Here is a 12,379-nt window from a genome sequence, read left to right on the forward strand (position 1 = left end):
ATATTATTAAATGATGGTTGGAAACTAAAAGGTTTTGAAATAGGAAAGGATAATGAAGCTGAACTAGCTTCTCCTAAAATGCTGGATAGATTCTGGATGACAGCTTTAGTCCCAGGCGATGTACACAGCACCCTAATTAAGCATAAATTAATTCCTGATCCGTTTGTTGGTCATAATGATCAGCAGTGTCAATGGATTGAAGATCGAGTCTGGTGGTACAGAAAAAAATTTAACTTTAGAGAAAAAATAGCTGCTGATGAAAAGGTTGAGCTTATTTTTGATGGGCTTGATACTTTTGCTGTTGTTTATCTAAATGGACTTAAAATTGGCAGTACAGCAAATATGTTTATGGAACATAGTTTTGATATTACTGCTGATCTTAAGCAGGGAGAAAATACTCTAGCTGTTAAATTTGAACCTGTTAGTCAGCATACTGTGCATAATATTAATATGTGGGGTAATTATGGTAAAGAAAGACCATGGGCGCGTAAAGCTCAGATGAATTTTGGCTGGGATTGGGGACCCCGTCTGGTAACTGCAGGTATCTGGCAGGATGTCAGATTGAAAAAATATAAGCAGGCTAAACTAGAATCTGTTCAGGCCCAGACAGTTGAGTTGAGCAGAGAGACTGCTCAGATTAAGATTGATTTAGAAATTGATAATTTTAATAAATCAGAACAGCTTGCAGCAATTATTAAATTAAATAATCAAACAACAGAACTTGAATTCAAACAGGAAATTACAGCTTCCAGAGAATCAGTTACTTTTACAGTTGAAGATCCTGAGCTCTGGTGGACCAATGATCTTGGTCCAGCTAATCTCTATCAGTTAGAAGTAGAGCTTATGGCTGCTGGAATAGCAGTTGATGCTTATCAAAGTGAGTTTGGAATTAGAACTTTAGAGGTTGAAATGGTTAATCAAACAGGTGAGAATGTTTTTACTTTTATCTTAAATGGGATACCTATTTTTGCCAAAGGAGCTAACTGGATTCCAGTTGATAACTTTTTTGCTGCAGCAGATAATTCTCGTTATGTTTCCCTGGTTAAGTTGGCTGCTGAAGCTGGTATGAATATGCTGCGTGTCTGGGGCGGGGGAATTTATGAAAAAGATATTTTTTATCAGGAATGTAATCGACAGGGAATTTTAGTCTGGCAAGATTTTATGTTTGCCTGTGCAGTTTATCCAGATTATAATAAAGATTTTATGGATAATGTTGCCCGAGAAATTGAGTTTGTTGTGAAGAGATTGCGTAACCATCCCTGTCTTGCTATCTGGTGTGGAAATAATGAAAATCACTGGATTCATGAAAAAAAATATACAATGGGAGAAATAGATTATAGATTCTATGGTGAAAAAATATATGATCAATTAATGCCTGAATTATTGGCAGAACTTGACCCTGGACGGCTTTACTGGCCTAGTTCTCCTTATGGTGGCAATGACCATAATGATCCTAATTTAGGAGATCAGCATAATTGGCAGGTCTGGCATGGTTTAATTGAACCACGCAAATTTGGAGAAGAAGTAAAAGAAGATTTTAGTGTAGAGGGAGTTTCTTTTAAAAATTTCAAAAAAGATCAGGCTAATTTTGTTAGTGAGTTTGGGATGCATGCTTCTGCTAACAAGTATACTTTAAGCAAAAATATACCAGCAGGAGAATACTATTGGGGCAGTACTGAAATGAATTATCGTAATAAAGACGTTCATCACGAAAAAGGAATTTTGTTGATGGAAGGTTATACCGGTCGCCCAAACAATATTGTAGAATATCTCAATTATTCGATGTTAACTCAGGCAGAAGGATTAAAATATGGAATTGAACATTATCGTCGGCGCCGTCCCCGGACTAGTGGTAGTTTATTCTGGCAGTTAAATGATTCCTGGCCAGGGACTAGTTGGTCTGTAATTGACTATTATTTACTACCAAAAGCTGGTTACTATTATGCCAAGAAATTTTTTGCGCCTATTTTAATTTCACTCAATTATGACCCGGGCAATCCACTTGAGATTTGGGTTACTAATGACTTAGCTGAAGCTTATCAAGACCAACTACAGTTTCAACTATTTGACTTTGCTGGGCAAGAACTTTATCAGATAACTTTGCAGATAGAAGTTGCGCCTACAGCCAGTAAATTAATCACTAGTTTAAATTTAGCAGATATCCTGCCAGCTGGAGTTACAGCAGCAGAAGTAGTCGTTAAATTATCTGCTCAACAGCAAGGAGTACCAGCAAATCTTTATTATTTGGTTGACAATAAAGACCTGCGATTACCAGAAGCAGATTTATCATATCAAATAGCAGCAGAACAAAAAATTATTCTTAAAGCAAAGACCCAGATTCGTTTTGTTAAATTAGAAATTCCGCAAAAAGAAGTTGTTTTCTCAGATAATTTCTTTGATTTGACAGCTGGTGAAACAAAGGAAGTAACAGTCCGCCATCTGCAGAATAAAGAAGTTAAACTAGATAAGTTGGAAGTTAGCAGCTTAAACTAAGCTCTAGTTTAAGCTTTAAAAATTAAGCCTGTTTAATAGCTAAAAAACTGCTCTTGTTTAGCCTGACTGATTTTTATTAATCAGCTGCGGGCCAGGTAAGAGCAGTTTTGCTGTTAGCTAAAATTTATTATTAAAAATTTTTATTTGATTTATTCTTCATAAAGATAAAATGATTGAAATATTTTCTGCAGATTATATTGTTCAGGTGAAAAAATATACTCGGTATTACCCAGGAAGAAATAACCACCTGAATTAAGAGCAGCTGTAAATTTTTTAATCAGAGTGTCTTTCATATCTTTAGTTAGATAAATAAAAAAGTTGCGGCTTAAAATTAAATCCCAATTATTAGAAAAGCGAGAATTAATTAAATCTTTTTGTTCAAACTTAACCAGAGATTTAATAGTTGGTTTGAGCCCAAAAGTTTTTTCATCAGCACTTTCTCTGAAATATTTTTTTAATAATGAATCCGAAACATTTTTTAATGAATTTTCCTTATATTGAGCTTTTTTTGCTTCTGCTAAAATTGTGTGATCAAGATCAGTTGCATAAATTTCAAACCGGGAATTATCTATTCCCATTTCTTTTAAAATGATTCCTAAAGTATAAGGTTCAGAACCATTTGAACACGGTGCACTCCAGATTTTAATCTTCTTTTTTTGCTCAAAAAGTTTTGGCAGGACATCACTCTGCAGGAATTCAAAGTTTTCAGGATTGCGAAAAAACTCAGAAGTATTAATTGTAAAATGATTTAAGTAAGCATCTTTAAATTCACCATCATTTTTAATCAACTCAATACACTGTTCATAATCTTTGACTTGATATCTTCTCATTAAACTTTTAGTTCTTCTTTCCACTCGATCCAGTTTATAACCATCTAGATCAATATTCAAGATTTTTTTAGCCTGATCTTTAAATTCAGTAAATTTCATCCCCATATAAATTATCCCTCCAAAATTTCTGTTATTCTAGCTCCAATTTCCTCAATTCGTTTGATTTCATGATAGGCACCGGCTTTAACTGCGGCCGAAGGCATTCCATAAACTAAAGCAGTTTCCTTAGATTCGATGATTCCATAGGCACCATTTTTAACAAGAGCGCTCATTCCTTCAGCTCCGTCATGACCCATTCCAGTTAAAATAACTCCAATTAAGCGCTCACCAGCAAAATTTTTGGCCAGACTTTCCATCATATAATCAACACAGGGACGAACACCGTGTATTCTATCTTTCTGATTTAACTCAACTTTTCCCTGGGCATTAATTTCTAAATGATAATCTCCTGGTGCCAATAAACCATGACCAGGCTTTATTTGATCACCAGCTTCTGCTTCCTTTACTTTTAGCCCGGAAACTCGATCTAATCTAGCAGCAAGAGTTTTAGTAAATCCTGGTGGCATATGCTGTACAATTACAAAAGCAGCAGGAGAATTTTTGGGAATCGATTCGAACAATTTATTTAAAGCTCTTGGACCTCCAGAGGAAGAGCCGACGGCAACTATTGGGAAATCTTTGCTTTTTTTGAATTTTTTCTTTGTTTTAGGTTTTCTAGATAAAGTGCTAGTTGTCGCAGAATTTTTCTGCAGTGAAGCTTTAATTTTCATTATTAATTCTTCCTTAATAGAATCAATGTTTAATGAGATTGATCCAGAAGGCTTAGGAATAAAATCAAAAGCTCCTAATTCCAGTGCTTTAAAAACAGTTTCACTATTATCAAGTGCACTTACCATAATTACAGGTAAATTAGGATATTTACTTTTTACTTTTTCCAGAGTTTCTAAACCATTCAATTTTGGCATCTCTATATCAAGCATTAAAACATCGACTTCATATTTTTTTAATTTATTTAGTGCATCTAATCCATTGTAAGCAGTGATAGAGACTTTTAACTCGGGGTCTTTTTCTACAGTATCCGAGAATATTTTTCTCATAAAAGCTGAGTCATCACAGATCATAACTTTAATCATAAAATTTACCTCCCAATTAAACTTTCGAAGTATGAAACAACTAAAATTATTAATAAATTGATGTCACTATAACTTAAATTTAATTTATCCTTATAAATAATATATTCTTTGTTAAGTAATTAAACCCTTTTAAAAGTGTTAAATTTCTAGTAAAAATATAATTTAAACTATTTATTTATATTATTTAGTTGTAAAAGTTGTAAAATAGAGATAATTTTGATTTGGAGCCTCCTTAAGACTGTGTTATAATATAAGTGTAAATAAACTTGCTATAATATCAGTTTAATTCTGCTTAGACAACTAAGCTAAATAATTCTGGTTTTAAATATCTATTTGCAAGGAGGAGTTGTATTTAAAATGAATCTAATTAATTGTAAAGAGTGTGGTAAATTATTTGCTTCTTCAGGCTCAAAAGTTTGTCCTGATTGTCAGAAAGCAGAAGAAGAAAAATTTGAGATTGTTAAAGATTTTCTCTGGGATAACCCTAATTCAACTATAAAGAAAGTTGAAAAAGAGACAGGTGTAGAGCGAGAACTAATTATTAAATTTATGCGAGAAGATCGCCTGGCTGCAGAAGGACTTCTAGTAGACTATACTTTAAAGTGTAAACACTGTGGTAAAGCTATACAATCTGGAGTTTTTTGTGAAGACTGTCGTAATAAAATGATTAGTGAACTAAGCTATGATGAGCAGTCTGACCAGGAAGAACAAGCTAAGGGTAATCAAGAGATGTTTTTAAAAGATCGCTTTCGCAGGAAATAATAAGAGTTATAAAAGGCCTGTTTTTTTGCCAGGCTTTTTTTTGGTTATTAAAGTTTAAATTTTCAAAATAGACTTTTAATTAATTCTTTTTGTGATATAATAAAAATAGATTTTAGTTGAGAACTATTCTCTTAATCTGAGAATAAATCTACAAAATTATCAGGAGACAAGGAATAAGCTGGTCAGACAAGTTTAAATTAAAAAAACTGAAAATTTCTAAAGTGGAGGTGATTCTGACAATAATAGTAAATTTAATTTAGCTATTTATTTAAAGTCTGTCTAAAAAATAAGGAGGACATTTAAATGCTACTTAAAAAGAATATTTTTATTATAACTTTAATTAGTTTGTTTTTGCTTTTTGTCTTCAATTTTTCAGTTTTAGCCCAGGGAGAAGTAGAAGTTTTTAGTTGGTGGACAGGTGGAGGAGAAGAAGAGGGCCTGAATGCTCTGATTGAACTTTTTAATCAGAACTATCCTGAGGTTGAATTTATTAATGCAACTGTAGCCGGGGGAGCTGGTTCCAATGCTAAAGCTGTTTTGAAAACTAGAATGGTAGGTGGAAATCCACCTGACTCATTCCAGGTTCATGGCGGTGCAGAACTAGTTAATACTTATGTTGAAACTGGTATGATGGAGCCAATTACAGATTTACTGGAAGAATGGGGAGTAAAAGATAAATTTAATCAACAAATTTTAGAAATGTCTTCTTATGAAGGTGAATATTATTCTATTCCAGTTAATGTTCATCGTTCTAATGCAATGTTTTATAATAAAAAATTGTTGGCTGAAAATAATGTTGAGCCACCAACAGATTTGGTAAGTTTTATTGATGCTTTAGCAAAACTTGATCAGGCTGGTGTAGTACCACTTGCTTTAGGTGACACTAATAAATGGCCAGCAACTCAAATCTTTGAAACTTTACTTGTTGCTCACTTAGGTCCTGAAGGCTATAATGGTCTCTGGAATGGTAAAACAGCAGCTGATAATTCTGCAATTAGAGCTGCATTGGTTGATTTTGATAAAATTATGCAGTATGTTAATCAAGATCATTCTGCTTTGACCTGGCAGGATGCAACTCAATTAGTGCAAGAAGATGAAGCAGCTTTTAATATTATGGGAGATTGGGCCGAAGGTTATTTAAAAACATTAGGTTGGACTCCAGATCAGGAGTTTGGCTGGATGCCTGTTCCGGGTACTTCAGGTACTTTTATTGTTGTAACTGATACTTTTGGTCTGCCGAAAGATGCGCCAGATCCTGAAAATGCTAAAAAGTGGCTAAAGACTATTGCTTCAGTAGAAGGTCAGGATACCTTTAATCCAATTAAAGGATCAATTCCAGCTCGGCTTGATGCAGATAAAAGTAAATATGATCCCTATTTAACTTCTGCTATGAATGACTTTGCTGAAGACACTCTTTCACCATCAATTGCCCATGGATCTGCTGCTCCAGAAGGGTTTATAACTGCTTTAAATGATACAATTAATGCTTTTATAACCACTGGTGATGTAGATCAAGCTTTTGAAAACTTCCAAAAAAATCATGCTGATTATGTTGAATAATTAGTTTGCTTATTTAAACTATTATTAAGTAAGTTTAATTTATCTCCCCTCCTGTTTCAGGGGGGGAAGATTTATTTTTATGGAGTGATCAATAATGAAAAGAAAACACAAAGAATCACTTACTTCACTAGCCATTCTGTCACCATCAATCATTACTCTAGCTATTTTTGTTTATGGTTTTATTAGTAGAAGCGTTCAAATTTCGATGTTAGATTGGAACACTTTTGCTAGTTTTATGAAAAAAGCCAGAGAGTATGTTGGTCTGGATAATTATTATGAATTATTTACTGAAGCAAGATTTCAGACCGATCTCTGGAACACTTTGTATTTTACTATTTTTTTCATTGTAGGTTGTCTGGCAATTGGAATTTTACTATCATTAATTTTAAATAATAAGCCAAAGGGTGGCTATATATTTCAGAATCTTTATCTTTTTCCAATGGCAATTTCTTTTGTAGTAACTGGTACAGTCTGGCGTTGGATTTTTTCGCCTGGCAGGCTGCCAGCTGATCCAAGGGGAATTAATTTATTATTGAGTCATCTTGGTCTGGAAAAATTACAGTGGTCCTGGTTTACCAGTACTTTTAGTTTTCTGCATTTCAATGTTGCTCTAGTAGCAGTTATTATAGCAGCTGTCTGGCAGTATTCCGGCTATACAATGGCTATGTGGCTGGCCGGTCTGAGAGGTATCGACGAACAGCTTGTTGAAGCAGCTCGAATTGATGGAGCTAGTAAGTGGCAGATTTTTACTAAAATTTTATTTCCTATTCAAAAACCGATTACTTTATCGGCCATTATTGTACTGGCTCATGTTTCGCTCAAAGCTTTTGCTTTAATTTATGCTATGACAGGTAGTGGACCTAATAATGTAACAGATATACCAGCTGTATATATGTTTGAAGCAACTTTTAGATCAAATCGCTATTCTACAGGTTCAGCAATTGCTATCGTACTGTTAATGATGGTTGGTTTATTAATTATACCATATCTAATTAACAGCTTTAAGGAGGATTAGCAGATGAACGAAAAACTAACTACCACTGAAAAAATAATAAGATATGCAGTACTGCTCATTTTTGCTTTATTTTTCTTGCTGCCAATGTATGTACTGCTCTCAACCAGTCTCAAAAGTTTTTCCGAAGTTTCAATTAATACAATGTGGCAGCTGCCAACTGCTCTTTCTTTTTCTGGTTTAAGAGAAGCTTTTAAAAAGTTGGCGCCTAATATTATGAATAGTTTTTATCTGGTAATACCAGCTACTATACTTTCTGCTCTGCTTGGTTCTTTAAATGGTTATGTTTTATCACATTGGAAATTTAAAGGTTCTGACACCTTATTTGCTTTAATTTTATTTGGAATGTTTATACCATATCAAAGTGTTTTATTTCCCCTTGTCCAATTTATGCAGCAGATTAATCTTTATGGTTCTATTCCTGGATTAATTTTAGTGCATGTAGTTTATGGATTGCCAATTACTACTTTGATGTTTAGAAACTACTATCAAGATGTTCCAGAGGCTCTGACTGAAGCTGCTAAAGTTGATGGAGCAAATATCTTTAATATTTATCGTCATATTTTTTTCCCCATTTCTATTCCATCTTTTGTAGTTGTATTTATCTGGCAGTTTACTAATATCTGGAACGAATTTCTTTTTGCAGTAACTTTAACTAATACACAGAGTCAGCCAATTACAGTAGCTTTAACTAATTTAGCTGGTAGCCAGGTAGTAGAGTGGAATGTGCAAATGAGTGGAGCAATTATTACAGCTTTGCCAACTTTACTGGTTTATATAATTTTTGGTCGTTATTTTATTAAAGGAATGCTGGCAGGCTCAGTTAAAGGCTAGATACTAAAAGATTAATTTTTAAACCCAGTTCTCAATGAGAACTGGGTTTTAGTTTTATCTGCTATTAGTTAGCTATTTATAATTTTTAAAGAGGTATTTTTTAGTTTTTAACGAAATAATTACTTAGTAAGCTTTAAAAATATTAATTGTTTTAATCAATATGGTTTATTTATTAAAGTAGGGTAAAGCTAAGTCGCCAGAGTGATTTTTAATAATAATTTTAAATAGGAGTTGGCAATAATGAAAAAGATAAAATGGGGTATTCTTGGCTGTGCTAATATAGCTAAAAAAGCAGTGATTCCAGCTATTATAGCAGCTGCTAATTCAGAACTTTATGCTGTAGCAAGCCGTGATCAGGTTAAGGCAAAATCATTTGCTGCTGAGTTTTCCGCTGCCAAATACTATACTAATTATGCTGATTTGTTAGCTGATCAAGATTTAGATGCAATTTATATTCCACTACCAAATAATTTACATCGAGAATGGGCAATTAAAGCGGCTGCAGCTGGCAAACATATTTTATGTGAAAAGCCGCTTTCTGGTAAAAATATAACTGAAGCTGAAGAGATGTATGCTGCTGCCCAGGAAAATGATGTTCTTTTAATGGAAGCATTTATGTATCGTTTTCAGCCGTTTGTTAAACAGCTTAAAAAAATGATATCTGATGGTGTAATTGGAGAATTAAAGGAAATTAAAGCTAATTTTACTTTTAATATTAGTGATCAGACAGATAATATTAGACTGAGTCGGAAATTAGATGGCGGAGCTTTAAATGATATTGGTTGTTATACAGTTAATATTAGCCGTTACTTATTTGGCGAGAAACCACTTCAGGTTGCTAATTTCTTTGAAGAAGCTGAAAATGGAGTTGACTTATCAGGTAGTGCCACTCTCTACTTCAGTCAGAGTAGATTTGCCAATCTTTATTATAGCATTAATTCTTATCCAGAACAGGACTTAGAAGTTATCGGATCCGAGGGTAGTATTAAGGTACCAGGCTTTTTTTCCTGGTTGGAAGATAACTATTTTTTAATTAATAAATCTGGTCAGGAAGAAAAACTTTCTGTTGAAACTGGTCCCCAGTATCAGCTAGAAATTGAAGCTTTTGCTGATGCTATTTTAAACAATACACCATTACCACTTACAATTGAAGCAGAAACCTATCCTAATTTAGAAGTAATGGATGCTATGCGGAAATCTGCCCGGGAAGAAATTATAGTAAAACTTAGTTAAAGCTATAAAAAAAGCTGATTTTTATTTAATCATTGTTAGCTAATTGTGAGCTTTTTTAAATTAAGACTGGATTTTTTTTGTGAAATCAAATAAAATAATAAAAAAAGCGGGGGGACTGGATTGTGGAAGTTATGGGAAATGTTAATCAGGTAATAGAAGAATTGCTTGTTTATGGTGAGAATAAAGGTTTATTGGGAGAATGGGATAAAATAGCAGCACGTAACCGGATCAGAGAAATACTTGCTATAGAAAGTAGTCCAGCTGAACCTCTAATAGCAGAGGATATTAGTAGTCCACTTGATCCACAGCCTTTATTAGATCAATTACTTGCTTATGCAGTTAAGGTTGGTTTAATAAGCGATCAAATTACAGAAAAAGACTTGCTGGATACTAAGATTATGGGAGCTCTTACTCCCCGGCAATCAGAAGTTAGTCGTAATTTTTATCAAACTGCTGAAACTGAAGGAATAAAAAGAGCAACTGTAGAATATTATAATTTTGCGAAAGCCACTAATTATATTCGTCAAGCAAGAATTGCAAGGAATATTAATTGGACTGCCGAAAATAAATATGGTCAGATTGAAATAACTATTAATCTTTCTAAACCAGAAAAAGATCCAGCTGAAATAGAAAAAGCACGTAATCAGGTTCAAAGCAATTATCCCAGCTGTTTTCTCTGCCTTGAAAATGTTGGCTATCCGGGTAATTTTAAACATCCAGCTCGTCAAAACCATCGAGTCATTCCACTTAAGCTGCAAAATGAAGATTGGTTTTTACAGTATTCTCCCTATGTTTATTATAATGAGCATTGTATAGTTTTTCACCGGCAGCATATACCAATGCGGATTAATAAAAACACCTTTGCTGTTTTATTAGATTTTGTAGAAAAGCTGCCCCATTATTTTATTGGTTCTAATGCTGATTTACCATTAGTAGGTGGCTCAATTTTAAGCCATGATCATTATCAAGGTGGGCGTCACATTTTTCCAATGGAAGAAGCTGAAGAGGAAGCTTATTATCTTCACCCAACTTTTCCTGACCTGGAAATTAGCCGCCTCAAGTGGCCTTTATCAGTTATTAGGCTTAAAGCAGCTGTTCGAGAAGATATAATTAATCTAGCGGCAAAAGTATTAACAGCCTGGCGTGAGTATTCAGATCCGGAGCTTAATATTTTAGCTTTTTCTGAACAGGATCAGCAAAAAACACCTCATAATACAATTACTCCAATTGCTCGCCAGAAAAATAATCTTTACGAGTTGGATCTTGTTTTAAGAAATAATCGAAAAGATGAAGAATATCCAGAAGGAATTTTTCATCCGCATCGAGAACTTCACCATATTAAAAAAGAGAATATTGGTTTAATTGAAGTTATGGGTAGAGCAATTTTACCCGGCAGGTTAAAAGCAGAGCTTAATTTAATTAGTGATTATTTAAGTGGTAAGCTGGAATTTTCAGATTTAGAAAACAGAGCAGAACTGCAAAAACATTTAGCCTGGATCAAATTACTAAAAAATAAATATGGTACCTCATTGAGTAGTGAAAAAGCAGAGAAAGTTCTGGAAGCAGAAGTAGCGGACAAATTTAGCCGGGTACTTGAGGATGCAGGGGTATATAAAAATAATGCTGTAGGACAGCAGGGGTTTGATAGATTTATGGCCAGCCTTGGTATTGAAAAAAAGGAATTTTAAATTAATTTGAGTTCAGTTTCCTAGATTGATTAGCCGAAAAATTAAGCATAGAAGGAAGTGGTTGAGGATGAGTAAATTTAATTTATCAGCAATTGATTCATATAGTTATGAACCATTAAGAAAACAGGTTTATAAGGTACTCAGGGAAGCGATCTTAACAGGAGAATTAATGATTGGAGAAAAAATTACTGAGATGGAAATTGCAGAAGAACTGAGTGTAAGTAGAACTCCTGTCAGAGAGGCTTTTCGAATGTTAGAACAGGAAGAATTAATTAATATTATTCCCCAGCAGGGAGTTTTTATTGCCGGGATTGAAACCAGTAAAGAGATTGATGATATATTTCAGGTAAGAGCTGAATTGGAAGGCCTCGCTGCTTATTTAGCTGCTAGAAATATTGATGAAAAGCAAAAAGAGCTGCTGCAGGAATATGTAATTGAGCTAGAAGACTGTATTGAACATAATGATCACCGCGGCTGTATTAGAGTTGATGTTGCCTTTCACCGTATAATTAAAGAGGCTTCTGATAATAAATGGTTAGAAAAATTTCTAGATACTTTATTTGAGCAGGCTACTCGGTTCAGGAGAAGTAGTTTTTCTCGGGCAGGACGTATGCAGGAATTTTTAGCAGAGCATCAGGAGCTAGGTGAAGCAATTATTAGTGGTGATCCAGATCGGGCACGCAGGTGTGCTGAAGATCATATAAAAGCAGCCTGGAATAGTATTAGCAGTGTTTTTGAAAAAGAACAAAGTTAAATTAAAAATATTGTGATTGCTAACATCAATTTAACATCAAATTATCATGAAAAATTGATTAGATAAAAACTTGTCTAAAT

General features: G+C 33.9%; 10 protein-coding genes. 8 read left to right on the plus strand and 2 right to left on the minus strand.

Features of this window, described 5'->3' with window-relative positions:
• Positions 1-2,493, plus strand: a complete 2,493-nt coding sequence (locus tag BMZ74_RS02490; RefSeq protein WP_089859468.1) for a glycosyl hydrolase 2 galactose-binding domain-containing protein — start codon at positions 1-3, stop codon at positions 2,491-2,493.
• Positions 2,494-2,642: 149 nt separating this feature from the next.
• Here the strand turns inward: BMZ74_RS02490 and BMZ74_RS02495 are convergent, their stop codons facing one another.
• Together BMZ74_RS02495 and BMZ74_RS02500 are read right to left on the minus strand one after the other, a co-directional pair.
• A complete protein-coding gene (locus BMZ74_RS02495; protein WP_089859177.1) occupies positions 2,643-3,428 on the minus strand; it encodes a CheR family methyltransferase in 786 nt (261 codons plus the stop codon).
• 5 nt (positions 3,429-3,433) lie between these two features.
• Positions 3,434-4,456 (minus strand): protein-glutamate methylesterase/protein-glutamine glutaminase, encoded by a 1,023-nt coding sequence (locus BMZ74_RS02500; protein WP_089859180.1) that lies wholly within the window; start codon positions 4,454-4,456, stop codon positions 3,434-3,436.
• A 357-nt stretch (positions 4,457-4,813) separates the two neighbouring features.
• On the opposite strand from BMZ74_RS02500, the gene BMZ74_RS02505 reads away from it, so the two are divergent.
• The 7 genes from BMZ74_RS02505 to BMZ74_RS02535 all read left to right on the plus strand — a co-directional run bounded on the left by BMZ74_RS02505 (position 4,814) and on the right by BMZ74_RS02535 (position 12,299).
• A complete protein-coding gene (locus BMZ74_RS02505; protein WP_089859183.1) occupies positions 4,814-5,218 on the plus strand; it encodes a flagellar protein in 405 nt (134 codons plus the stop codon).
• A 303-nt stretch (positions 5,219-5,521) separates the two neighbouring features.
• Positions 5,522-6,778 carry an ABC transporter substrate-binding protein gene (locus tag BMZ74_RS02510; RefSeq protein WP_089859186.1) on the plus strand — a complete coding sequence of 419 codons (1,257 nt, stop codon included), beginning with the start codon at positions 5,522-5,524 and terminating at the stop codon, positions 6,776-6,778.
• 94 nt (positions 6,779-6,872) lie between these two features.
• Positions 6,873-7,793: a carbohydrate ABC transporter permease gene (locus BMZ74_RS02515; protein WP_089859189.1), complete on the plus strand. Its 921-nt coding sequence runs from the start codon at positions 6,873-6,875 to the stop codon at positions 7,791-7,793.
• Positions 7,794-7,796: 3 nt separating this feature from the next.
• Positions 7,797-8,624 (plus strand): carbohydrate ABC transporter permease, encoded by an 828-nt coding sequence (locus BMZ74_RS02520; RefSeq protein WP_089859196.1) that lies wholly within the window; start codon positions 7,797-7,799, stop codon positions 8,622-8,624.
• Positions 8,625-8,864: 240 nt separating this feature from the next.
• Complete coding sequence (locus tag BMZ74_RS02525; RefSeq protein ID WP_089859199.1) at positions 8,865-9,857, plus strand: Gfo/Idh/MocA family protein; 993 nt, start codon at positions 8,865-8,867, stop codon at positions 9,855-9,857.
• Between the two features lie 131 nt (positions 9,858-9,988).
• Positions 9,989-11,545 (plus strand): UDP-glucose--hexose-1-phosphate uridylyltransferase, encoded by a 1,557-nt coding sequence (locus BMZ74_RS02530; protein ID WP_089859472.1) that lies wholly within the window; start codon positions 9,989-9,991, stop codon positions 11,543-11,545.
• A 67-nt stretch (positions 11,546-11,612) separates the two neighbouring features.
• Positions 11,613-12,299, plus strand: a complete 687-nt coding sequence (locus tag BMZ74_RS02535; RefSeq protein WP_089859202.1) for a GntR family transcriptional regulator — start codon at positions 11,613-11,615, stop codon at positions 12,297-12,299.
• Positions 12,300-12,379 lie beyond the last annotated feature (80 nt).

The sequence above is a fragment of the Halanaerobium salsuginis genome, assembly GCF_900114545.1.
GTDB classification, from domain to species: domain Bacteria; phylum Bacillota; class Halanaerobiia; order Halanaerobiales; family Halanaerobiaceae; genus Halanaerobium; species Halanaerobium salsuginis.

What these genes read in the sequence shown, in the direction of transcription:
- BMZ74_RS02495 (WP_089859177.1), bottom strand. Translation starts at nt 3,428, where the DNA reads ATGGGGATGAAATTTACTGAATTTAAAGATCAGGCTAAAAAAATCTTG.
- BMZ74_RS02500 (WP_089859180.1), bottom strand. Translation starts at nt 4,456, where the DNA reads ATGATTAAAGTTATGATCTGTGATGACTCAGCTTTTATGAGAAAAATA.
- BMZ74_RS02505 (WP_089859183.1), top strand. Translation starts at nt 4,814, where the DNA reads ATGAATCTAATTAATTGTAAAGAGTGTGGTAAATTATTTGCTTCTTCA.
- BMZ74_RS02510 (WP_089859186.1), top strand. Translation starts at nt 5,522, where the DNA reads ATGCTACTTAAAAAGAATATTTTTATTATAACTTTAATTAGTTTGTTT.
- BMZ74_RS02515 (WP_089859189.1), top strand. Translation starts at nt 6,873, where the DNA reads ATGAAAAGAAAACACAAAGAATCACTTACTTCACTAGCCATTCTGTCA.
- BMZ74_RS02520 (WP_089859196.1), top strand. Translation starts at nt 7,797, where the DNA reads ATGAACGAAAAACTAACTACCACTGAAAAAATAATAAGATATGCAGTA.
- BMZ74_RS02525 (WP_089859199.1), top strand. Translation starts at nt 8,865, where the DNA reads ATGAAAAAGATAAAATGGGGTATTCTTGGCTGTGCTAATATAGCTAAA.
- BMZ74_RS02530 (WP_089859472.1), top strand. Translation starts at nt 9,989, where the DNA reads ATGGGAAATGTTAATCAGGTAATAGAAGAATTGCTTGTTTATGGTGAG.
- BMZ74_RS02535 (WP_089859202.1), top strand. Translation starts at nt 11,613, where the DNA reads ATGAGTAAATTTAATTTATCAGCAATTGATTCATATAGTTATGAACCA.